Source organism: Wenzhouxiangella sediminis, assembly GCF_003410055.1.
In the GTDB taxonomy this organism is placed as follows: Bacteria; Pseudomonadota; Gammaproteobacteria; order Xanthomonadales; family Wenzhouxiangellaceae; genus Wenzhouxiangella; species Wenzhouxiangella sediminis.
In genome coordinates, this window is sequence record NZ_QUZK01000025.1 from 16,213 (window position 1) to 39,301 (window position 23,089).

Annotated in this window: 18 protein-coding genes and 1 pseudogene; 8 read left to right on the top strand and 11 right to left on the bottom strand. The window is 68.1% G+C overall.

Features of this window, described 5'->3' with window-relative positions; genetic code table 11:
• Positions 1-2: 2 nt before the first annotated feature.
• Both DZC52_RS05970 and pilM read right to left on the bottom strand, forming a co-directional pair.
• Positions 3-602 (bottom strand): PilN domain-containing protein, encoded by a 600-nt coding sequence (locus DZC52_RS05970; RefSeq protein WP_116650217.1) that lies wholly within the window; start codon positions 600-602, stop codon positions 3-5.
• Complete coding sequence (pilM, locus tag DZC52_RS05975) at positions 602-1,675, bottom strand: type IV pilus assembly protein PilM (protein ID WP_116650218.1); 1,074 nt, start codon at positions 1,673-1,675, stop codon at positions 602-604. Before pilM ends, DZC52_RS05970 begins: the two co-directional genes overlap by 1 nt.
• Positions 1,676-1,972: 297 nt before the next feature.
• Here pilM and DZC52_RS05980 point away from each other — a divergent pair, with 297 nt between their 5' ends.
• From DZC52_RS05980 to mnmG, 4 genes are all read left to right on the top strand, one after another.
• A complete protein-coding gene (locus DZC52_RS05980; protein WP_181918804.1) occupies positions 1,973-4,402 on the top strand; it encodes a penicillin-binding protein 1A in 2,430 nt (809 codons plus the stop codon).
• 21 nt (positions 4,403-4,423) lie between these two features.
• On the top strand, positions 4,424-5,074 hold the full coding sequence (locus DZC52_RS05985) for a hypothetical protein (protein WP_116650220.1): 651 nt from the start codon (positions 4,424-4,426) through the stop codon (positions 5,072-5,074).
• Positions 5,071-5,991, top strand: coding sequence for a hypothetical protein (locus DZC52_RS05990; protein ID WP_116650221.1), 921 nt, complete (start codon positions 5,071-5,073; stop codon positions 5,989-5,991). Before DZC52_RS05985 ends, DZC52_RS05990 begins: the two co-directional genes overlap by 4 nt.
• Before the next feature lie 103 nt (positions 5,992-6,094).
• Positions 6,095-7,975 (top strand): tRNA uridine-5-carboxymethylaminomethyl(34) synthesis enzyme MnmG, encoded by a 1,881-nt coding sequence (gene mnmG / locus DZC52_RS05995; protein WP_116650222.1) that lies wholly within the window; start codon positions 6,095-6,097, stop codon positions 7,973-7,975.
• A gap of 18 nt (positions 7,976-7,993) precedes the next feature.
• Here mnmG and DZC52_RS06000 read toward each other — a convergent pair whose 3' ends face one another.
• The 5 genes from DZC52_RS06000 to panD all read right to left on the bottom strand — a co-directional run bounded on the left by DZC52_RS06000 (position 7,994) and on the right by panD (position 14,730).
• Complete coding sequence (locus DZC52_RS06000) at positions 7,994-9,412, bottom strand: alanine/glycine:cation symporter family protein (protein ID WP_116650223.1); 1,419 nt, start codon at positions 9,410-9,412, stop codon at positions 7,994-7,996.
• A 149-nt stretch (positions 9,413-9,561) separates the two neighbouring features.
• Positions 9,562-11,421: a signal peptide peptidase SppA gene (gene sppA, locus DZC52_RS06005; RefSeq protein ID WP_116650224.1), complete on the bottom strand. Its 1,860-nt coding sequence runs from the start codon at positions 11,419-11,421 to the stop codon at positions 9,562-9,564.
• Positions 11,422-11,495: 74 nt separating this feature from the next.
• On the bottom strand, positions 11,496-12,872 hold the full coding sequence (locus tag DZC52_RS06010; protein WP_116650225.1) for an MATE family efflux transporter: 1,377 nt from the start codon (positions 12,870-12,872) through the stop codon (positions 11,496-11,498).
• A gap of 35 nt (positions 12,873-12,907) precedes the next feature.
• Complete coding sequence (locus DZC52_RS06015; RefSeq protein ID WP_116650226.1) at positions 12,908-14,335, bottom strand: glucose-6-phosphate isomerase; 1,428 nt, start codon at positions 14,333-14,335, stop codon at positions 12,908-12,910.
• 14 nt (positions 14,336-14,349) lie between these two features.
• A complete protein-coding gene (panD, locus tag DZC52_RS06020; RefSeq protein ID WP_116650227.1) occupies positions 14,350-14,730 on the bottom strand; it encodes an aspartate 1-decarboxylase in 381 nt (126 codons plus the stop codon).
• 315 nt (positions 14,731-15,045) lie between these two features.
• Between panD and DZC52_RS06025 the strand changes: the two are divergent.
• The 3 genes and pseudogenes from DZC52_RS06025 to DZC52_RS06035 form a co-directional block, all read left to right on the top strand.
• A pseudogene (locus DZC52_RS06025) lies at positions 15,046-15,588 on the top strand (ABC transporter ATP-binding protein); the annotation flags it as partial.
• A gap of 149 nt (positions 15,589-15,737) precedes the next feature.
• The gene (locus DZC52_RS06030) at positions 15,738-18,167 is read left to right on the top strand and encodes an ABC transporter permease (RefSeq protein WP_116650229.1); all 2,430 of its coding nucleotides are present in this window, start codon (positions 15,738-15,740) and stop codon (positions 18,165-18,167) included.
• A complete protein-coding gene (locus DZC52_RS06035) occupies positions 18,164-19,282 on the top strand; it encodes a lipocalin-like domain-containing protein (protein ID WP_116650230.1) in 1,119 nt (372 codons plus the stop codon). The genes DZC52_RS06030 and DZC52_RS06035 overlap by 4 nt, the downstream gene beginning before the upstream one ends.
• 240 nt (positions 19,283-19,522) lie before the next feature.
• Here the strand turns inward: DZC52_RS06035 and DZC52_RS06040 are convergent, their stop codons facing one another.
• The 4 genes from DZC52_RS06040 to DZC52_RS15375 form a co-directional block, all read right to left on the bottom strand.
• Complete coding sequence (locus tag DZC52_RS06040) at positions 19,523-20,815, bottom strand: metal-dependent hydrolase family protein (protein WP_245960774.1); 1,293 nt, start codon at positions 20,813-20,815, stop codon at positions 19,523-19,525.
• Between the two features lie 65 nt (positions 20,816-20,880).
• Positions 20,881-21,693 carry a hypothetical protein gene (locus tag DZC52_RS06045; protein ID WP_116650232.1) on the bottom strand — a complete coding sequence of 271 codons (813 nt, stop codon included), beginning with the start codon at positions 21,691-21,693 and terminating at the stop codon, positions 20,881-20,883.
• Positions 21,694-21,756: 63 nt separating this feature from the next.
• Positions 21,757-22,107 (bottom strand): iron-sulfur cluster insertion protein ErpA, encoded by a 351-nt coding sequence (gene erpA, locus DZC52_RS06050; RefSeq protein ID WP_147307625.1) that lies wholly within the window; start codon positions 22,105-22,107, stop codon positions 21,757-21,759.
• The gene (locus tag DZC52_RS15375) at positions 22,104-22,415 is read right to left on the bottom strand and encodes a hypothetical protein (protein WP_181918805.1); all 312 of its coding nucleotides are present in this window, start codon (positions 22,413-22,415) and stop codon (positions 22,104-22,106) included. The genes erpA and DZC52_RS15375 overlap by 4 nt, the downstream gene beginning before the upstream one ends.
• Between DZC52_RS15375 and DZC52_RS06055 the strand changes: the two genes are divergently transcribed.
• Positions 22,414-22,833, top strand: a complete 420-nt coding sequence (locus tag DZC52_RS06055) for a CopD family protein (protein WP_116650233.1) — start codon at positions 22,414-22,416, stop codon at positions 22,831-22,833. The two genes, DZC52_RS15375 and DZC52_RS06055, sit on opposite strands and share 2 nt — an antisense overlap.
• Positions 22,834-23,089: the final 256 nt, after the last annotated feature.

Below are 23,089 nucleotides of genomic sequence, written 5' to 3' on the forward strand. Positions count from 1 at the left end.
GGTCAGGCCTCCTCGTCCATCGCTGCGGCGGCCGCTTCCTGCTCGACCGCATTGGGCGAGGCCACGCGAGCGCGCAATTCGAAGCGGAAGGGTTCGCGGCCACCGCCGTCTTCTTCCTCGATTGCCTCGATGATGCGCAGGTCGGGCTCATGCAGCCACTCGGCCGACTCGATGTTGCGCATGTAATCGGACACGCGGGTCTCGGACTGGGTCGTCCCTTCGATGGTCAGTTGTTCGCCCGCCTGTTTCACCGAGCTCAGGCGAATGCCCTCCGGCACCGTCTGCGCCAGCGAGTTGAACAGGTGAACCATCATCGACCGGTTTTCCTGGAGCCGCTCGATCACGTTCTTGCGCGCGAGCAGGTTGTCGCGCGTGGCTTCGAGCTGCTCGATGCTGGCGATGTCCCGATCGAGTGCGCGGATCTCGTTTTCGAGGTAGCGATTGCGCGCTTCCTGGCCGTCGATCTGGCGCTCGACCAGATGCGAGCCCAGGAACACGAGCAACACGGCCAGCGCGGCCGTCGCTCCGAGGGCGATCATGAAGTTTCGCTGGCGTTCCTGGCGCAGGTTTTCACGCCAGGGCAGCAGATTGATTCTGGCCATCAGTCAAACCCCCGCAAGGCTAGCCCGCAGGCTGTGGTCAGTGCCGGCCGGACCCGCTCCAGGCGACCGGCGTCGATGGACGGCGCCAGGCGCATGCCCTCGATCGGGTCGGCGACTTCGCAGGAAATGCCCACTTCGTCGCCCACCGCCTCGGCCAGGCCCGGTGTCGAGGCCGCACCCCCGGTCAGGAACAGCGTGTTGATGCCGGAGTAGTCGCTCGAGGAGGAATAGAACTGGAGCGCCCGGCTGATCTGCTGGATGACGTTCTGGCGGAAGGGCTCGAGGATCTCGTCCTCGAAGCCGGCCGGCGGCGTCTCGCCGCGCTGCAGGAAGGCCGCCTGTTCGGCATCCATGCCGTAGCGGCGCATGCAGTCGTCGACCAGCTGCTGACCGCCGAAGGCGTGTTCGCGGCTGTAGATGGTGCGATCGCCGCGCAACGCGATCAGCGTCGAGGCCGTCGCGCCCATGTTGAGCACGCCGATCGTTTCGCTCTCGTCGATGCCGGCGTGCTTGCGCACCAGGTCGAAGGCGTTGGCGATGGCGTAGGACTCGACGTCCACGACCCGCAGCCCGAGGCCGGCCAGTTCGGCCACCTCGCGGCACAGGTCGACGTGTTCGGTCTTGGACGCGGCGAGGAGAATCTCGATGAGCTCGGCGTTGCGCGGCGCCGGGCCGAGAATCTCGAAGTCGAGGCTGACTTCCTCGCGCGGATAGGGAATGTATTGCCCGGCCTCGACCTCGATCTGGGCTTCGACGTCGTCCTCGGACAGATCCGCCGGCAGGTTGATGATCTTGGTGATCACCGCCGAACCGCTCACCGCCATGGCGCAATCCTTGGCCTTGCTGCCCGATCGCTTCACCGCGCGCTTGACCGCTTCGGCGACACGATCGGTGTCGGTGATGTTGCCCTCGCTGATCGCGCCCTCCGGCACCTGCTCCACGGCAAACGCCTCGACGCGGTAGCCCGAACCGCTACTGCCGAGTTGCAGCACCTTGATGCTGCTGGTGCCGATGTCGACACCCAGCAACGGGGGCGGCGCAGCACCCAACAGCTTTCTGAGAAAGTCGCTCATGTTGTTTTCTTTTGCCCTCTGGTCGGCATGGCCGAGTGACTGGTTTTGCTCGCTTGACCTGCCCGACACTGCCCCCCGCAACGCCGGTCTGGACAAGTATAAGTGTGTGCTACCCTCTGCTCAAAGGTCGTCCGGATCTCAGTTCGTGGGCACTTTTGCCCCGGAACCGCATCCAAGACGTGCGTCATTCCGACTTGTCTGTGCCTACATTTACCATAACTGATGGTTCGAATAAAGCCTTTAATAGTTTTTTCTATCCGCCTGTTTTTCCTGCTGTTCATTCTCGCAGCAATTGGCGTGCTCGTCATCTGGTTCACCATCGTGCCCTCCCTGCCCTCGGTGGAGTCGCTCCGGGACGTGCAGCTGCAGGTGCCGTTGCGGATCTATTCGGCCGATGACAAGCTCATGGCCGAGATCGGCGAACAGCGCCGCCGGCCGGTCGAGCTGGAGGACATGCCCGAGCGCCTCAAGCTGGCCTTCCTTTCGGCCGAGGACGACCGCTTCTACAAGCATCCGGGCGTCGACTGGCGCGGCACGCTGCGGGCGGTGTGGCTCTACAGCCTGAGCATGGGCCAGGGCCGCGTTCCGGGCGGCTCGACGATCACCCAGCAGGTCGCCCGCCGGTTCTTCCTGTCGACCGACTACTCGGTCACCCGCAAGCTCCGGGAGATGCTGCTGGCCTTCAAGGTCGAGCGCGAGCTGAGCAAGGACGAGATCCTCGAGCTCTACCTCAACAAGGAGTTTCTCGGTCACCGCGCCTACGGCGTGGCGGCCGCGGCCCAGGTCTATTACGGGAAGACGCTCGACGAACTGACCCTGGCAGAGATGGCCATGATCGCGGGCCTGCCCAAGGCGCCTTCCCGCGACAACCCCATCTCCGGCCCCGCGGCGGCGATGGGACGGCGCGACTGGATCCTGGGCCGCATGCTCGAACTCGGTCACATCACTGAAGCGGAGCACGCCGAAGCCGTGGCCCAGCCCAACACCGCGAGCTACCACGGCCCGGTGGTCGAACTGGATTCCCCCTGGGTGGCCGAGATGGTGCGCCAGGACGTCGTCGACCGGGTCGGTTCGGATGTGGCCTACAACAACGGCCTGGTCGCCTACAGCACGGTTCGCTCGAAACTGCAGGAGGCGGCCAACCGCGTGGTCCAGGAAGGCCTGCTCGAATACGACCGCCGCCACGGCTGGCGCGGCCCCGAGGACCGCGTCTCGGCCGAGGAACTCGACGACCCGGAGGCGCTGTCCGAGCGCCTCGATGCCATGCGCCCGATCGCCGGGCTGCTGCCGGCCGTGGTCATGTCCGTGGACGAGGAAGCCGCGCAGTTCCGGCTGGCCGACGGAACCGGGTTCGAGCTGACGCTCGAGGCGATGGCCTGGGCGCGGCCGTTTCTCGAGCGCAGCGCCGTGGGCGCGGCGCCGGAGACGCCCGGCGACGTCCTCGAAGCCGGCGACATCGTGCGCCTGCGTCAGGTCGACGGCGACTGGCGACTGGCCCAGATTCCCGAAGCCGAAGCGGCCCTGGTGAGCATGAAGGCCGAGACCGGCGAAGTGCTCGCCCTGGTCGGCGGCCTGGATTTCGCGCACAGCCAGTTCAACCGGGCCACGCAGAGCCGGCGCCAGCCGGGCTCGGCGTTCAAGCCCTTCATCTATTCCGCGGCGCTTGACGACGGCTACACCCCGGCCTCGCGCGTCAACGACGCGCCGGTCGTGGTCAACGACCCCTCGATGGAAAGGGCCTGGAAGCCGACCAACTTCAGCCACCGCTTCTTCGGCCCGACGCGCCTGCGCGAAGCCATGGTCAACTCGCGCAACCTGGTCAGCGTGCGCCTGCTCATGGACATGGGCGTCGACTACGGACGCGATTACGTCACCCGCTTCGGCTTCGAGCGCAGCGAGCTGCCCAACGGCCCGTCCATGGCCCTGGGTTCGGCCTCGATCACGCCGCTGAGCCTGACCGCCGCCTACGCCACCTTCGCCAACGGCGGCTACCGCATCGAACCGCACTACCTCTACAGCATCCGCGACACCGACGGCGAGCCCATCTACGAGGCCGAATGGGCCCTGCCCTGCCGCAACTGCCCGGACATCCCCCCGCCCAACCCGCCGGCGGTCGCCGAGCCCGTCGAGCAAACGCCCGAGGCGCCGGAACTGCGCCGGCCCGGACTGGCCGGCGAGGAAAGCGAGGACGGCGGCGAACAGGCCGATTCCGCCGAGCCCGAGCTCATGGGCCCGCCGCGCCCGCGCCGCGCCGAGCAGGTGCTGAGCCCGCAGACGGCCTGGCTGATCGATTCGATGATGAGCGACGTGATCCGCCGCGGTACCGGCCGCCGCGCCCTGGCCCTGGGGCGCGACGACCTGGCCGGCAAGACGGGCACCACCAACGAGCAGCGCGACACCTGGTTCGCCGGCTTCGGCGGGGGCGTGGTCACCGTGGTGTGGGTGGGCATGGACAGCAACGAATCGCTCGGCCGGCAGGAACAGGGCGGCCGAACCGCGCTGCCGCTGTGGGTCGACTTCATGCGCACCGCGCTGGAAGGCCGGCCCGAAGTCGACCGCCCCGTACCGGTGGGGATCTCGCGCGCCCTGATCAATCCCGAAACCGGGCTGCGGGCGCGCCCGGGAACGCCCGGCGCCATCCAGGAGTGGTTCCACAGCGACAACCTGCCGCCGCTCGAAAGCGGGGCCGAAGACAGCGAGCAAGCGGACCCCTACTCGATCTACTGACGACGAAGCGAGGGCGCCAACATGGGTGACAGACAATCCGTTCGCAACAGCCGGATTCGCCAGGAAATCGCGGCCGAGGCGGCGCGCATCATGGCCACCGAGGGACAGAAGAGCTTCCTCACGGCCAAGGAAAAGGCCGCGCGCCGGGTCGGCGCCTCCTCGCGGACCAGCCTGCCTTCCAACAGCGAAGTCGAGCAGGCCCTGCGCGAATGGCAGAGCCTCTACGGCGGCAGCGAGCATTCGCGCACGCTGCTGGAGTTGCGGGAATCAGCCGCCTCGGCCATGCGCCTGTTCGAGCCCTTCCGGCCACGCCTGGTCGGGCCGGTGCTGGAGGGCACGGCCGACGAGCACTCGCGCATCAGCCTGCACGTGTTCGCCGACGACCCCGACGCGGTGGTGCATTTCCTGATGGAACGCCACCTGCCCTTCACCCAGGAAACGCGGCGAATCCGCTGGCACGACGGCAGCGGCCGGGACCTCGAGATCATCGTTCTCGAGGGCGGCGGGCACGCGGTCGAACTGATCCAGATGATCGGCCCGGACGCGCGCCAGGCGCCGCCCAGCCCGGTCGACGGGCGGGCGCAGCGTCGCGCAGCGCTGGCGGAAGTCGAAGCCATGATCGCCGCCGATTCAGCCTCGGTTCATGACGATGACTTAGCATCGACTCTATGAAGAACCGTCTGCACACGCCCGGCCTGGTCCTCGCCGCTTTGCTCGCCCTCCTGCTGGGCGGCTGCGCCACCTACTATCCGGCGAACGACCGGGGCGTGTACTACGAGGTACCCGAATACCGCGGCAGCCGCGTGACCTACGTCGACCCGCTGGTCTATCCCTACTGGTCGCTGGACTACTTCTACTACAGCCGCTACTACCATCCCTACTCGGTGGTGGTGCATCGCTGGGATCCCTGGTACTACCCGTACCCGGGCTGGTACTACGGTTACTGGCCGGGGCCGGGCTACGCCGGTCACCGCAGCCGCATTCACTATCCCTGGTATCGCTACACCGATCGCTATGCGGGCTACCGCCCATGGCGCTCGGGCATTCACCTGAGCTTCGGCTACTACGACTACGACCGGCGCGTGACACGAGACCGGGTGCGCGAACTCGACGCCCGCCTCGACGAAGTCCAGACGCGGCGCTCGCAGGCGATTCGCGACCAACGGCCGGACCGCCGCCTCCTGCCCGGGGCCTCGCCCTGGCTGCCGGCCACCGGCCGCAGCGCCGCCTATCGCCGCGATGAATTGCGGCGGCCGCCGCGCCCCGGACCGGGAACCCGTGCCGCCGACGGCCGCAGCGAAACCCAGCGCCGCGCCCTGATCGAGCGGCTGCGCACCGACGATCGGGACGCCCGGATGCCGCAGCGTTCGCCACGGGAACTGCCGCGCCGTACCGAGCCGCCGCCGACCGACTACCGCGACACCGGCCCGAGGCAACGGAGCGCCGAGCCGACGCCGCCGGTGCGCCAGCGTCCGGTCGAACCCTCGCCGCCGCGCAGCCGACCGCAGCGCATGCCCGAACGCGAACCCGCCAGGACACCGACGCGCAGGCGACCGCCTCAGCGTTCGGATCGCCGCGAACGCCGGTAGCCGACCGCCCCCGGGACACCGGGCTTTCTTCCGGCCCGCTCCGGGCGGTAAAATAGGCGTCTTTTCACGCACTTGGCGACCGACTCAGGGTCTCATCAGTAATATGCGCTACCCCGACACATTCGACGTGATCGTCATCGGCGGCGGTCATGCCGGCACCGAGGCCGCCCTGGCCGCGGCGCGGACGGGTGCGCGCACGCTGCTGGTCACCCACTCGATCGAGACCATCGGCCAGATGAGCTGCAACCCCGCCATCGGCGGTATCGGCAAGGGCCACCTGGTGCGCGAAATCGACGCCCTGGGCGGCGTCATGGGACGGGCGGCGGATGCCGCGGGCATCCAGTGGCGGCGGCTCAACGCCCGCAAGGGCCCGGCCGTGCGCGCCACGCGCTGCCAGGCCGACCGCACGCTTTATCGCAACGCCATCCGGCGGGCCGTGGAGGCGCAGGAGAACCTGACCCTGTTCCAGCAGCCGGTCGACGATCTCGTCGTCGACGGCGATCGCGTCGCGGGCGTGCGCACGGCCATGGGCCTGGAATTCGCCGCGCCCGCGGTCGTGCTCACCACAGGCACTTTCCTGGGCGGACGCATCCACATCGGCGAGACCAACCTGGCCGGCGGACGCGCCGGCGATGCGCCGGCCAACGCCCTGGCCGAACGGCTGCGCGAGCTGCCGTTCACCGTCGGCCGCCTCAAGACCGGCACGCCGCCGCGCCTGGACGGGCGCAGCATCGATTTCTCGAAACTCGAGGAACAGCCCGGCGACGCCCATCGCCCGGTCTTCTCCTTCCTCGGCGACCGCGAAGACCATCCCGAGCAGGTCTCGTGCTACATCACGCGCACGAGTGAGGCAACGCACGAGCTGATCCGCGCCAATCTGGATCGCTCGCCGATGTACGCCGGCCATATCGAGGGCACCGGCCCGCGCTACTGCCCCTCGATCGAGGACAAGGTGGTGCGCTTCGCCGACAAGGACTCGCACCAGATCTTCCTCGAGCCCGAGGGACTGGGCCTGAACGAGTGGTATCCCAACGGCATTTCCACCAGCCTGCCCTTCGACGTGCAGGTGGCGCTGGTGCGTTCGATCCCCGGCCTGGAGAACGCGCACATCACGCGCCCGGGCTATGCCATCGAGTACGACTTCTTCGACCCGCGCGAACTCACACCCAGCCTGGAGACGCGCCACCTCGGCGGTCTGTTCTACGCCGGCCAGATCAACGGCACGACCGGCTACGAGGAGGCCGCCGCCCAGGGTTTGATCGCCGGGCTGAACGCCGCCCGACAGGTGCGCGGGGAGTCGCCCTGGACGCCGGGCCGCGACCAGGCCTACATCGGCGTGCTGGTCGACGACCTGATCACCCAGGGCGCGCCCGAGCCCTATCGCATGTTCACCAGCCGGGCGGAGTTCCGCCTGCACCTGCGCGAGGACAACGCCGACCTGCGGCTGACCGAAGCGGGGCACGAACTGGGACTGGTCGACGAGGCGCGCTGGCGCCGGTTCTGCGAGCGCCGCGAAGCCATCGAGGCCGAGCGCACCCGCCTGGCCGAACTGCGCATTCCCGCCAGCTCGAATCTGGCCGGGCGCGCAGCCGAGACGCTCGAGATCGACATCCGCAAGGACACCACCGCTGAGGAGCTGCTGCGCCGACCCGAAGTGGAATACGCGCCGTTGATGCGCGTCGAAGGCATCGGTCCGGGCGTGGAACGCGAAGACGTGGCCGAGCAGGTCGCCATCCAGATCCGCTACGCCGGCTACCTCGACCGCCAGCGCGCCGAGATCGAGCGCCAGCGCCGGGCGGCCGAGCAGACCATCCCCGGGGATTTCGACTACGCGACGGTCAAGGGTTTGTCAGCCGAACTGCTCGAGAAGCTCGAAAAGACCCGGCCGGCGACCGTCGACCAGGCCAGCCGCATCCCCGGCATGACCCCGGCGGCCATTTCGCAGTTGCTGGTCTACCTCAAGCGCCACCGCTCGGCGGCGTGACCGCCGGGCGATCCGTCCTCACTTTCTGACGCGGTCGACGGCGTCAGCCGCGTCCTTCCACGCCTCCCGGTCGATATTCAGATCGGGAAACTTGTCCGGATCGAACACCGGCACCTTGCCGGCCCGCCACTGCTGGTCGTAGTCGTTCATCAGGCGGAAGCCCACCTTCATCAGCAGCGCCAGAGCGATCAGGTTGAACACCGCCAGCAGGGCCATGGTCAGATCGGCGAAGCTGAAGACAGTGGTGAGGTCCTGCATCGACCCCCACAGGATCAGCACCAGCATCAGCACCCGGAAGACGATGAAGAAGATCGGGTTATCGGGCGTCATCCAGCTCGAGGAGTTTTCGCCCAGGTAGAAGTTGTAGAGAATCGAGCTGAAGGCGAACAGGGTCAGGATGACGCTGACGAAAGTCTCGCCCCACGGGCCGACGTGATCCTGCAGGGCCAGCTGGGTGAGCACGACGCCGTCGTCGACCCCGCTGGTTTCGTGAATCCCCGAGATCAGGATGATCAGGGCGGTGGCCGTGCAGATGATGGCGGTGTCGATGAACACGCTGAAGCTCTGCACGATGCCCTGGTTGACCGGGTGCGGCACGAAGGCCACGGCCGCGACGTTGGGCGCGCTGCCCAGCCCGGCCTCGTTGGAGAACAGGCCGCGGCGCACGCCCATCATGATGGCCGCACCGATGCCCCCGCCGACGGCCTCTTCCAGACCGAATGCACTCTTGACGATCAGGGCCAGGACGCCGGGCACCTCGGCGTAGTTGATGCCGACCACGACCAGGGCCACGATCACGTAGGCCACTGCCATGAGGGGAACGATGATCTCGGTCACGCGCGAGATGCGCTGCACGCCGCCGAAGATCGTCAGACCCACGACGATGGTCATCACGATGCCCGTCCAGTGCATCGGGATGTCGAAGGCCTGCTCGAGCGACGAGGACGCCGTGAAGGACTGCAGCGCCACGAAGGCCAGGCCGAAGGTGAACAACAGCAGCAGGGTGAACACCATGCCCAGCTTGCGGCTGCCGAGGCCGCGTTCCATGTAGTACATGGGGCCGCCGCGGTAGGTGGACGTCTTGAACTCCGCGGTCTTGAAGGCCTGCGCCAGCGAGCACTCGAAGAAGCTCGTGGCCATGCCGATCAGCCCGACGACCCACATCCAGAACACCGCACCCGGCCCGCCGAGGGTGATGGCCACAGCCACGCCCGCGACGTTGCCCGCGCCGACCCGGCCGGCCACGCTCAGCGTCAGGGCCTGGAACGAGGAGACGTGCCCGGTGTGGTGCTTGAAGGCCTGGCCCAGCACGCGGAACATCTCGACGAAGTAGCGCAGCTGGACGAAACGCGAGGCGATCGTGAAGACCAGCCCCAGCGTGATCAGGAACGCGATCAGGACATAGGACCAGAGAAAGTCAGTGACGGTTGCCAGCATGGATCGGTGTCATCCCCGTTCGATTAAGAAGGAAACGTGCTGCCCGCCCAGGTCCCCGGCGGTCGGCACGAGCCAGCCATCATACTCAAACGCCCGGGCCATTGAAAATCGCTCCCGACGCGACCGCCGGGAGCGAGAAAGAATGATCTTTAGCGCGGCGCCTCGCACAGGCAGTGCGCCATCACGCCGGGGCGGCCGGACTCGGCCTGCGAGAACACCAGGCGCAGCTCGTCGATCATCTGGCGGCCGATGCCGGGCGGCAGCCAGCCCGCCAGGCCGCGCATCGAATCGATGCCGGCCATCCGGATCGAAGCGCCCGCCATGTCGACGAAGAACTGCTCGAACGCCGAGAGGCGCCGCTCGACGTACTGCACCTGGTAATCCTCGCCGATGCCGGCGCTGCGCGCGGCCGAGGCGACCGCCTCCTCGAGCGTGCCGAGCTGGTCCACCAGGCCGCGACGCTGCGCCTGGGTACCGGTCCACACACGCCCCTGCGCCACCTGGTCGACCTCCTCGACCGACATCCGGCGGTGCTCGGCGACCAGGGTGATGAATTCTCGGTAGCCGTGCTCGATGAAGCTCTGGAACAGGTTGCGGGCCGGTTCCTGCAGTTCGCGGTCGGCGCGCAGCGCGCCCGACAGCGGTGTGGTGCCCACACCGTCGGTGTGAATACCGATCTGCGCCAGCGTGTCCTGGAAGGTCGGGAAGAAGCCGAAGATGCCGATCGAACCGGTCAGCGTGGTCGGGTAGGCCCAGACTTCGTCCGCGCCCATCGCGATCCAGTAGCCGCCCGAGGCGGCCACGTTGCTCATGCTCACGATGACCGGCTTTCCGGACTCCTTGAGCGCCATCAGTTCGTTGCGGATCACTTCCGAGGCAAAGGCGCTGCCGCCGCCGGAGTTGACGCGGAGCACCACCGCCTTGATGCGGTCGTCGCGGGCGGCCTGGCGAATCAGCCTCGAGGTCGATTCCGAACCGATGGTCCCCTGCGGCTGATTGCCCTCGGTGATCGCGCCCTGGGCGACGATGATGCCCACGCGATCGGCGCGCGGATGCCACTCGCGGGAAGCGGCGGCGTAGGTCTCGAAGTCGATCTGGCGAAAGCCGGTATCCGGATCGCCCGTGCCGCTGTTGGCCAGCTCGGCGCGCAGTTCCGGCCGGCTGACCAGGCGATCGACAAGCCCTCGCTCCAGCGCCATGGCGGCGAGGTCGCCGTCGGCGGCCTCGACGGCGTCGGAGAAGTTCTCGGTCAGCTCGACCAGCACCTCGACTGGCAGGCCGCGGTGGAGCGCGACCCGGTCGAGCCAGTTCTGCCACAGATCGCCCAGCCAGGCTTCGGTGGCGCGGCGGTCAGCCTCGGACATGTCGTTGCGGATGAACGGTTCCATCGCCGACTTGTACTCGCCCACGCGGAACAGGTTGACGTCGACCTTCAGCTTGTCGAGGCCCTCGGCGTAATACTGGCGGTACTGGCTGTAGCCGTCGAACAGCAGCATGCCGTCGCGGTCGAGCCAGATTTCGTCGGCCATCGACGCGAGCATGTACTGGCTCTGCATCATCATGCCGCCGTGGGCGATGACCGTCTTGCCCGACTCGCGGAACCGCGCGAAGGCGTCGGCCAGTTCTGTCTGCATGCCCGGCGCCAGACCCCAGAGCTTGTCGGTGCGCACCAGCACCTGCACGATGCGGTCGTCGTCGGCGGCGTGCTCCAGTGCGGCCAGGATGTCGCGCAGTCGCGTCTCGGGCAGCTCCTGACCGAGCGCCTCGTTGATGGCGCGATCGAGCGGCGCGCCGGTGTACTCCTCGACGACGACGCCGTCGGGCTCGATGACCAGCGTGGTCTGCGCGTCGACGATGATCTCGTCCGACGAGAAGAACAGGATGCGGATGACCAGCGCGAGCACGATCAGGAACAGGATGTTGAAGACGGCCATTCGAAAGGCCGTCAGGCCGCGCCAGAAGCCCAGCCAGAGCCGGACGAGCACATTGGGTCTCGAGTTCGAAGTCATTGAAGGATATTTCGGACGGACGATTGGAGGGTCATTCTACTCAGCGTCCGTGGAGACCCACAATGTGCCGTAAGTCATTCGGGTTCGGCGACCTCCCGGATTTCCTCCCAGGACGACGTGATGCGCAGGAAGCGGGCGCCGAGCAGGAGGGCCGCGACCGTCAGGCCGGCGATGATGCCGCACCACATGCCGGCCGGCCCCCAGTCCTGGCGGAAGGTCAGCCACCAGCCCAGGGTCATGCCGACCAGCCAGTAGGCGAGCACGCAGTAGCCCATGGGCACGCGCGTGTCCTTGAGTCCGCGCAGGGCGCCGGCGGCCGAGACCTGCAGGCAGTCGGCGAGCTGGAAGACGGCGGCGAAGAACAGCAGGCTGGCGGCCAGCGCCACCACCTCCGGGTCGGGCGTGTACATCCGCGCGATCCATTCCGGAAAAAGGATCATGGTCAGCGAGGCCAGCGCGCCGAAGCCCAGGGCCATGCCCATGCCGACCAGGCCCGCGCGGCGCGCCCCGGCGCGGTCGCGACGACCCACGGCGTTGCCGACGCGCACCGTGATGGCGCCCGACAGCCCCAGCGGCACCATGAAGATCAGCCCGGAGAAATTGATCGCCACCTGGTGGGCGGCGACCGGCAGCGTGCCCAGGGTGCCGATGGCCAGGGCGCTCGCGATGAACAGGCTGGCTTCCAGGAAGACCATCACGCCGATGGGAAGTCCGAGCGCGAGCAGGGCGCGAAGCTCGCGCCAGTCGGGCCCGCTGAAACGCGCGAACACGCCGAAGGGCCGGTAGTAGGGCCGCCATCGGACCCAGGCCGCCATCATGACCAGCTGCAGCCAGAGCACGACGGCCGAAGCCCAGCCGCAGCCCTCCGCGCCCAACGCCGGAAAACCCAGCTTGCCGAACATCAGGACGTAATTGAGCGGCACGTTGAAGGCGATGCCCATCACGCCGATGTACATCGTCGGCCGGGTATGGCCCGTGCCCTCCGAGAAGAAACGCAGCACGAACATGCCCGCCAGGGCCGGCATGCCCCAGCTGATGGCCAGCAGGTAGCGATGGGCCAGTTCGGCCACGGCCGGCTCCACCCCGATGAGGTCCATCAGGCCGTCGCCGCGCCGCATCAGGAAGAAGAACAGCGCCGAGATGAACAGCGCCAGCCACAGGGCCTGGCGCGTCAACTCCCCGGCCTGCCCGCGGCGGCCCGCTCCCTCGAGCTGCGAGACGGCGGCCGAGACGGCCATCATCAGGCCGACGATGAATACCATGCCGGCCGACCAGATCGAAGAGCCGATGGCGACCGCGCCCAGGTCCAGCGCCCCGAGTCGACCGGCCATCAGGGTGTCGACCAGCGTCATCGCGTAACTGGTCACCTGGCCGATGATCAGCGGACCGGCGAGCAGCAGGGTCCGCCGGATCTCGGCCGGCAGGTCGGGGGCGTGGGTGCTCGCTGACATGTGACTGGGCGATGCAGGACCGAAGAGCGAACCGGTCAGCCCTGCAGCCGCTTCCTGATTTCCCGCGCCAGGCGCTTGCCTTCCTCGACGCCCCACTGGTCGAAGGGGTTGATGCGCCAGACGACCGACAGGGCGTAGACGGCCTGCTCGAACCCGGCCAGCAGCCAGCCCAGGGAGCGGGCGTCGAGTTCATCGACGAGCAATGTCGCGACGGGCCGGTTGCCCGGCATGCGCTGGAACGGCTCGCCCTCGGCGCGACCGTTGGTGAGCGCGGAGGCCTGGGCCAGCAGGTGCGCCATCTGGCGGCGCTGCCAGTCCGCATGCCCGTGCCCGCCGCGGCGGGCGCCGACGAGGACCAGCGGATGCGAATCCGGCCCCTGGTGAAGCGCCTGGAAGATCGAGTGCTGCAGGTCGGTGCCCCGCCCGCCAAAGATCAGCGGCACGGTCGGCCCCTCGACAGGACGCCCGTCGAGATCCACGCCCTTGCCCAGGCTTTCCATGAACAGCTGCTGCAGGTAATCACCGAGCAGGGCCAGCCGCGGCTCGTAGCTGACGAAGCCAAGCGTGTCACAGTCGAGCTCGCGCCGGAGATAGTGAATGAGCAGGCCGGCAAGAGTCGCCAGCCCGTCGGCGTCCGGTTGACGGCGGAAGTCCTCGTCGGCGGCCTCGGCGCCGGCCAGCAGGGCCTCGAATCTTTCCGGCCCGATGGCGGCTGCGGCGCTGACGCCGACCGACGACCACAGCGAGAAGCGGCCGCCGGTCCAGGCCGGGAAGGTCAGGATGTGGGCGTCGTCGAGCCCGAATTCCCGGGCGCGGTCGACATTGGCCGTGGCCGCCCAGCTACGCGCGGCCCAGTCGGCGCCGAGCCAATCGCGCGCCGCGCTCGCCTGCAGGAGCGTCTCTTCGGTGGAAAAGGACTTGGAGGCGACCACCAGGCCCGTAGTGGCGGGATCGAGCCGGCGGCACAAGCGTTCGAAGCGCCGGCCGTCGAGGGTCGACAGCCAGTGCACCCGCACGGCGCCGTCGTCGGCGTCCAGCGCGTCGGCCACCAGCCGGGGGCCCAGGTCGGAGCCGCCGATGCCGACGTGCAGCAGGTCTTTCAGGCCGGTCTCGCCGGCGTGAAGGGCGCGCGCCACGTCCAGGAAGCGCTCGCGTTCGGCGAGGACCTGCCCGGCCTCGTCGGCGGCCAGGCCGCGGAAGGGTCGGGACGCCCGCAGGGCCATGTGCAGTGCGGGCTGGTTTTCGCTGGGATTGACGATCTCGCCCGAGAACAGGCGCTCCACGGCCGAGGCCAGGTCGCAGGCTCCGGGCAGTCGCTGTAGCGCGGCCAGCCCTTCCCGGTCGAGCGGAATGCCGGAGAAATCGAGGCGCCAGCCGCCCCCTTCGCGCGCGAAATCGGCGGCGCGAGCGGGATCGGCGGCCATCAGTTCGGAAACGACCGGAATGTTGTCTTTTCGCAACATTCGGCCGCCCGGGATCAGGCTGCCTGGACGGGAATCCGGCCGGCGATGCGCGCGATGCGGTTGTCGGCGTCGGGATAGACGAGATGCGGCTCGTGCGCGGCCGCCTCGGCCTCGCTCATGCGCGCGTAGGCGGCGATGATGACCAGGTCGCCCTCGTCGGCCTTGTGCGCGGCCGCCCCGTTGACCGAGATCACGCCGCTGCCGCGCTCGCCGCGGATGGCGTAGGTCACGAAGCGCTCGCCGCTGGTGATGTTGTAGATATGTACTTGTTCGTGCTCGAGAATTCCTGCCGCCTCGAGCAGCGTCTCGTCGATGGCGCAGGAGCCTTCGTAGTCACGCTCGACCCGGGTGACCGTCGCGCGGTGAATCTTGCCTTTCAACATCGTAAGCTGCATGTCGATGACCCCGTGAATCCAGTGGGATGACCTGTCAGTGGTCTAAAAAAAAACCCCTCCCCTGGTCGAGGGAGGGGCAACTGATGTCGGAGTGATGTACCTCGCTTCGCGCCCTGCGACCTTGGTAATCCGTTGCGGTTTTGCCAAGGTTGGTGGTAAGTCTACCACAGCTGATGCAGGAATGCCAAGAAAAGTGACTTGAAACACAGTCTGCAAAGCACGCCCTTTTTGAACAAGGCGGTCGCCGAAAGTTCCCCCGGCCTTGATGCCGTTTCTTTCATAATGCCGCCGAGCCCCTCGTGAGCGATGTCCTCCATGGTCGAAAACAGCCCGCCAAACACCCCGGCACTGATCCTCGGCGGCGTGACCCGCCGGTTCAGCGCCGGCGATCGGATCGTGCCCGTGCTCGACAAGCTGGATCTCGAGGTGCGGCGGGGCGAGCGCGTTGCCGTGATGGGCGCCTCGGGTTCGGGCAAGTCCACGCTGCTCAACCTCGCCGCCGGGATGGACCGGCCCGACGAGGGCTCGGTCGCGGTGCTCGGCGAATCACTGGCGGCGATCCCCGAGCCCGGCCTGACCCGCTTCCGGGCGCGCCACGTCGGCCTCGTGTTCCAGGACTTCAACCTGATCGACTCGATGAACGTACGCGAGAACATTGCGCTGCCGCTGTGGCTCAACGGAATCGACTCCGGCAGCGGCGCGGCTGAAGCACTGGCCGAGACGCTGGGCGTCGCGGAGCTGCTCGAGCGCATGCCCGGGCAGCTTTCGGGCGGCGAGAAGCAGCGCGTCGCGATCGCCCGTGCGTTGGTCCACGGTCCGGAACTGCTGCTGGCCGACGAGCCGACCGGCAGCCTGGACGAAGCGGCCGCCGGGCGCGTCCTCGCCCTGTTCGATCGGGTCACGGCGGAGCGCGGCTGCGCGCTGGTGCTGGTGACCCACAACCCCGACGCCGCGGCGGTCTGCGACCGGCGGTTCCAGCTGCGCGGCGGCCGGCTGCAAGAGCGCTGATGCGGCTGCTGATCCAGTCATCGCGGCGCTTCTTCCGGCGTCACCCGGGCCAGCTGGTGCTGGCGCTGGCCGGCATGGCCGCCGGCGTGGCGGTCATGACCGGCGTGGCCCTGATGCGCGACGTGCTCATCGACTCGCTCGACGGTGCGGCCGAGGCACTGGCCGGCCGCGACAGCGTGCGCGTCACCGCACCCGGCGGCCCGCTCGACGAAGACCTTTTCCGGGAACTGGCCCTGCGGCAAGGATCGCCGCCGCTCACGCCGGTGCTGAGGCAGCGCGTGACCGTCGGGGAGCGGCGTTTCGAGCTGCTGGGAATCGACCCCTTCTCCGGCGGCGGCCGCGGCTTGATGCCGCCCGATCTCCTCGCCCGCCTGCTCGCCTCGCCCGGCGCGGCGGCGGCCAACGCCTCCACCCTCGAGCGGCTCGGCATCGCCGCAGGCGAGAAACTGACCGTCCCCCTCGGCGAGCGGACGCTCGAACTCGAACTGGTCGGACCGCTTCCGGCCGGACAGGAACTGGACGACCGCCTGCTGATGGACATTGCCGCCCTGCAGGCCGCGGCCGGCCGCCAGGGCGAGCTGAGCTGGATCGACGCTCCCGCCGGGGCGAGCGGCTGGCTGCGGGAACACCTCCCCGGCTCGCTGGAACTCGGCAGCGCGGCCCAGCGCCGGGACGCCGCCGCGCGGCTCACCGAAGGCATGCGCGCCAACCTCAGCGCGATGGGCCTGATCAGCCTCGCCGTGGGCCTTTTCGTGATCTTCAGCGTACTCAGCTTCCTGCTGGTCCAGCGTCGGCGCAGCATCGCCATGCTGCGCGCCGTGGGTGTGACCAGCGGTCGGATCACCGCACTGCTGCTGATCGAAACCGCCGTTCTGGCCGGCCTCGGCGCGCTCATCGGCCTGGTCCTGGGTACCTTGCTCGCCGAGAGCCTGATCGGGCTCGTACGCGTGCCCGTCGCCGAACTCTACGGCCTGCTGGCGCCGGCCGGCGTGCAACCGAGCTTCGGGCTCTACGCGTTCGTGTGGCTGACCGCAGTGGGCACGGCCCTGGTCTCGGTGGCGGGCCTGCTGGGCGAAGCGCGTCGGATTCCGCCCGGCCGCATCCTCCGCCTGCCGCCGCCGGAACCGGGCCGACGCTTCGCCGGCGTGATCGTGGCGCTCTTGTTACTGGGCACGTCCGTCGCCGTCGTGCTGGCCAGCCGCAGCCTGCCGATCGCCTTCGCAGCCCTGTTCCTGGCCCTGGGCGGATTCGCCCTGCTGGCGCCGGAACTCGGCGTGCGCGCGCTCTCGGCCCTGCGCCGCATCGCGCCGGCCAGCCTGCCGGGACGAGCGCTGGCCCTGCTGCTGGCCGGACAGAAGCGCATCCGACCGGCCCTGGCCGCGCTGAGCCTGGCGCTCGCCCTGGCGACCGGGCTGGCCATGATGGTCCTCGGCTTCCGCGCCGCGGTGGACGACTGGATCGACCGCCTGCTGCGCGCCGACAGCTACGTCACCGCCATCCAGGGCGGCCTGGAGGCGGCCACCGTCGAACGGGTGGCGGCCCTGCCGGGAATCGCCGAGACTTCCAGCGCCCGGCGCGTGACCGTCGCCGACGGCCGGCAGTTGATCGCCTACGACCTGCCGCCGCGCGCCTGGGCCGGTTTCGAGTGGCTCGCCGGCGACGGCCCGGCCGCCTTCGAGGCGTTCCGCTCCGGCGAAGTGGTGGTCATATCCGAGCCGCTGGCGCGACGCGACGGGCTCGACGTCGGCGACGAAGTGCGGCTCGAGACGCCGGCCGGCGAGCGCCGGCTTCCGGTCGCCGCCGTCTACCGCGACTACGCCAGCGAACGCGGCAGCATCGCCATTCACGCGCCGCTATACCGCCGGCTCTACGACGACCCGCGCCGCGACAGCCTCGGGCTCTACTATTCCGGCGAGGCCATCGACGAAGAGACACTCGCCGATCGGCTGCACGCGATCGACCCGGACCTGCAACTTACAAGTCGCGAGTCGGTGCGCGAAACGACCCTGGCCGTCTTCGACCGGACCTTCCGCATCTCCTGGGCCCTGGCGGCGCTGGTTGCCGTGATCGCGCTGATCGCGCTGATCAGCGCCCTGCTGGCGATGGGCCTGGAGCGGCGGCGCGACTATGCCACCCTGCGCGCCCTGGGCCTGACCCGCGGCCGCCTGCACGCCCTGGTCGTTTGCCAGACCGCGGGCCTGGCGCTGGCCGCCGCGCTGGTGGCCGTGCCGCTGTCGATCGCCATCCACCTGGGCCTGTCGCTGGTCATCCAGCCGCGCGCCTTCGGCTGGAGCCTGCCGCTGAGCTGGCCGCTGGCGCCGCCGACTCTCATGCTGCCCCTGGCGCTGCTGTGCGGGCTACTGGCCGGCCTCTACCCGGCCTGGCGGATCGGCCGCCGTGATCCGGCCCCGGAACTGAAGGCCGAATGATGCGTCGCGACCTGCTGACACTGGCCGCCGTCGCCCTGGCCCTGGTCGCCTGGCTCGGCTGGCAGACGCGCCCCCAGAAGGACACCGACGGCCGGCTGAGCACCCGCGGGCTGCTCAACGACGCGCCGGAAACCTTCCGCCAGGTCACGGAGCCGCGCCCTTTCTCCTTTCCCGCCGACCACGCCGCGCATCCCGGCTATCGCAACGAGTGGTGGTATTTCACCGGCAACCTCGAAGGCCCCGGGGGCGAAGCCTGGGGCTTCCAGTTCACCCTGTTCCGCTTCGAGCTCGACCAGGCGCCGCGACCGGAGTCGGCGTGGAGCGCCGATGCGGTCTGGATGGCCCACCTGGCGCTCAGCGATGTCGACGGCCGCGTCTTCCACCAGGCCGAACGCTTCGCCCGGGGCGCGCTGGGCCTGGCCGGCGCCACCGAGGACCGGTGGTGGCTTCGCGACTGGGTAGTGGAGAGGAACGGCAATCGCTTCGACCTGACGGCCGCCACCGGGGACTTCGGCCTCGACCTGGCAATGGAGGCAATGCGCCCGATCGTGCGGCAGGGTGAGGCCGGCTACAGCCGCAAGGGGCCGCAGCCGGGCAATGCCTCCCACTACTATTCGATCACCCGCCTGTCCGCCACCGGCAGCGTCCGGGTCGCCGGCCGCGAGAGACCGGTCGAGGGCCTGGCCTGGCTGGACCGGGAATGGGGCTCGAGCCAGCTGTCCGACGACCTGGCCGGATGGGACTGGTTCTCGCTGCAGCTCGACGACGGACGCGACGTCATGGTCTACCGCCTGCGTACTGATCATGGCGAGGCGTCTCAGTTTTCGGCAGGCAAGGTGGTTTATCCGGACGGCACAGCCAGAACGCTGGGGCCGGACGACTTCACCGCCACGCCGCAACGCGAATGGCGCGACTCGGAAGGCAACGCCTGGCCGGTCGAATGGACCGTCGAGATCCCTTCGGAGAACCTGTCACTGACGGTCAGCGCCCGCTTCGCCGACCAGCGCTGGACAGGGGCCGTGAGCTACTGGGAGGGCGCGGTCGGCGTGCACGATGCCGACAGCGGAGAAACACTCGGACGGGGCTACCTCGAGTTGAGCGGATACGCCGAGTAGGTAACCCGGAAAATCAAAATCTCTAAAACGCAAAGACGCTAAGAAGCAAAGAACGCAAAGAAAGAAGAAAGACAGAGAAAAGACAACGCTAGATACAGCGATTGGCGAGATCGCTGAATGATCGATCTAGCCGCAACGCGTCGTGTGTTCTTTATTCAACTTTTCTTGGGTTTTCTTTGCGTTCTTTGCTGCTTTGCGTCTTTGCGTTTTAAAGGTTTTGATCTTCTGAGGCAGACCTCGTCAGTCAGTAACGGGGGCATCAACGAAGACCTGCCCGTCGCGCATGACGAAGCGGATATCTTCGAGGATCGTGACGTCTTCGAGGGGATTGCCGTCGACGGCGATCAGGTCGGCGGCGTAGCCGGGCTGGAGGCGGCCGAGCTGGTCCTCGCGGCCGAGAAGCTCGGCGGCGTTCAGGGTGGCGGTACGCAGGGCGTCGGCCGGCGTCATGCCGGCTTCGACCATGTAGCCGAACTCCTTCGCGTTGCTGCCGTGCGGGCACACGCCGCAGTCGGTACCGAAGGCAATGGGCACGCCGGCAGCGTGCGCGCGCGAGAAGGTCTCCTGGATGACCGGACCGATGCGGCGCGCCTTGGCGGCGACCACCGGCGGGAAGAAGCCTTCGACCTCGGCTTTTTCGGCCACGAACTTGCCGGCCGAGATGGTCGGCACGAGCCAGGTGCCCTTCTCGACCATCAGCGCCATGATCTCGTCGGTCATGTAGGTGCCGTGCTCGATGGAATGGATGCCGGCCTCGACGGCACGGCGCATGCCCTCGGCGCCGTGGGTGTGGGCGGCCACGCGCATGCCGTAGTCGGCGGCGGTCCGGATGACCGCCTCGAGCTCATCCATCCGGAACTGCGCGTTGTCGCCGCTGGCGGCCACGCTGAGCACGCCGCCGGTGGCGGTGATCTTGATCAGGTCGGCGCCGTCCTTGTAGCGCTGCCGCACGGCGGCCCGCGCCTCGGCGACGCCGTTGAGCACGCCCTTGCGCGGACCGGGATCGCCGGCCAGGTCGAAGCGCCAGCCGTTGGTCGGATCGGCATGCCCGCCGGTGGTCGCCAGGGACTTGGCGGAGGTGAAGATGCGCGGCCCCGGAATGCGGCCGGCGTTGATCGCATCGCGCAGGGCAATGGAGGCGTTGAAGGAATCGCCCAGGTCGCGCACGGTGGTGAAACCCGCCTCGACGGTCTTGCGGGCGTACTCCGCGCCGCGCAAGGCCACGTCCGCCTCGTTGAGCGTGAAGCCCTCGATGTAGGAAGACGGGCCCATCTGACTGGTGAGATGGGTGTGCATGTCCATCAGGCCCGGCAGGCAGGTCAGCGAAGACAGGTCGATGCGCTCGACGTCCTCGGCCCAGTCCGGATGCCCCTGCCGCAGCTCGGCGATCTTGCCGTCGGCAAGAACCACGGTATGCGCGCCGAGCCGCTCACCGGCATCGACGTCGATCACGCCCCCGCAACGCACCCAGGTCTCCCCGAACGCAAGCCCGGAACAGCCCAGAACAGCGAACAAAACCATCAATCGAATCAATTGAAATCCTCCAGAAAAACCGAAAAGTGCATCACCCTGAAACCTGAAACCCGAAACCTGACGCCTCAGACAATCCACCCAGCGATCAACATCAGGCTGAGCACCACCAGCCAGAGCACCAGCATCCGCCAGGCCAGCTGGTGACCGCGGCGCAGACCGGCCTCGCGGGACTCGGCGTCGCCGAGGACTTCGGCCATCACTTCATCGACCAGGCGCGGCGAGAAGATCCACCAGGCCCGGTCGCGGTGGTAGTGCTTCCAGGCCTGCGCGACGCGATCGAGGTCGGTCACCAGGCCCAGCGCGACCGTCATCAGGGCCAGCACCGGCCACTCGAGGACCCAGCGCAGCCGCGCCAACCAGTCGAGTTCCCCATCCCCGAGGCCCTCGATCTTCATGGCCTTCTGGCACAGGCGATAGAGCAGCGCCCCGGGAATGCCCAGCAGCGTGAACCAGAACAGGATGGCGAACCAGCGTGTCCGGGCCGCATGCACCACCGCGGCCCCGGCCTGCCCCGGCGTGGCTTCGGCGTCGAGCCCCAGCGCCTGCGCGGCGTCGCGGCCGTCGGCGTGCTCCGGGTCGTCGAGCAGCGGCTCGACGTCGCGATCGAGATCGCGGGGACCGAGGGTGTAGATGAACGTCGCCAGGGCCAGGAGCGCCCAGCCGAAACCGCCCAGCAGCAGCACGGCAACGGCCGTTGCCAGCCAGGCGGCAAGCAGGGCGGTGGCAATGACGGCGGCAAGCGCCAGCCAGGCCTGCCCCGGATACCGCGTCCTCAACTGCCGCGTCGGCCACAGCAGCCAGCCGAAATCACGCCAGCGGCCGACGGCCGTGAAGGTATGGCTGACGAGCAGCCCGACGAGGACGATCAGGATGGTCATGCCGCCGTGATAACACGAATCGGCAATCCGGCGCCAGCCCGCCGGCGCCGGGAAGGGTTTCGGCTAAGCGACCCCGAAAGAGGAGCCACAGCCACAGGTCGTGGCGGCGTTGGGATTGCGGATGACGAAGCGCGCACCCTGCAGGCTTTCACTGTAGTCCACCTCGGCGCCTTCGAGGTACTGAAAGCTCAGGGGGTCGACCACGAGGGTGACGTCCTCGCGCTGGACGGTGATGTCGCCGTCGTCGACCTCCTCGTCAAAGGTGAAGCCGTACTGGAAGCCCGAGCACCCGCCCCCGGTGATGTAGACGCGCAGCTTGAGCTCGGGGTTGCCCTCCTCGAGGATCAACTCGCGCACCTTCGCGGCGGCGGAGGGGGTGAAGATCATGGGATCGGTTTGGCTCATTCTGGTCATGCTCCGGGCGTGTCGCTGCCTTGGACACCAATGATATGGCGTTTGCTCCCGCCGCGTTCAATTCCCGAGGGAATAAGGCGCCTGGGGAGCGGAAAAAAAGAAAGCGGTCTCGCGACCGCTTCAATTGATGTGCCCCAAACCGGATGGATCAGCACGTTGTTTTTATCCAATTCATGACGTTGTAAATTCATGAATTTTTTGTGATGTGCGCGTTGGTTATACATTGCCGGTCGGGCCGGCGTCAAGTTGCCCACCGAAAGAGCATGTCCGAAAATACCCTCCCCGATCAACCCGCAGGAGCGCCGCATGCGCTGGCTCGAAGCCTTTCACGTCGTCTTTGTCGTCACCTGGTTCGCCGGCCTGTTCTACCTGCCGCGGCTGTTCGTCTACGCCACCGAAAACCCAACGGGCCACACCGTCGAGCTGCTGAAAGTGATGCAGAAACGCCTGATGGGCATCACCCACATCGGCGGCGCACTGGCGCTGATCTTCGGCCTGGCAACGCTCATCGGCGAGCCCTGGCACCTGACCACGGGTGGCTGGATGCACGTCAAACTGGCCCTGGTGGCCGGCCTGATCGCCTACCACGTGTGGTGCTGGCGCCTGGTCGGCACCTTCGCCCGCGGCGAGAACCGCCACAGCTCGAAGTGGTACCGGGTGTTCAACGAAGTGCCGGCGGTGTTTCTGATCGGGGTGGTGGTGCTGGTGATCGTGAAGCCAATCTGAGTTGGCTGGTTGGTTTTTTGGTGTTTTGGTTTTTTGGTGTTTTGGTTTGGCGCGTCGAGCACTGGGGGCCTGGGTGAGGTCGGTGACACCGAGCGTTGTGTGGGCCTCGACACGTCATACGCTTTAGTTGTGACGGTGCCTTTGGATGCGGTGTGAGGCTCGACATGTCGCACCGCCCTGCCTGACGCCCGCGAAGTGTCGAGACCCCTGCAACAACCGACGGCACCACTCGCAGCCGAGCCCCCAACGCCCAACG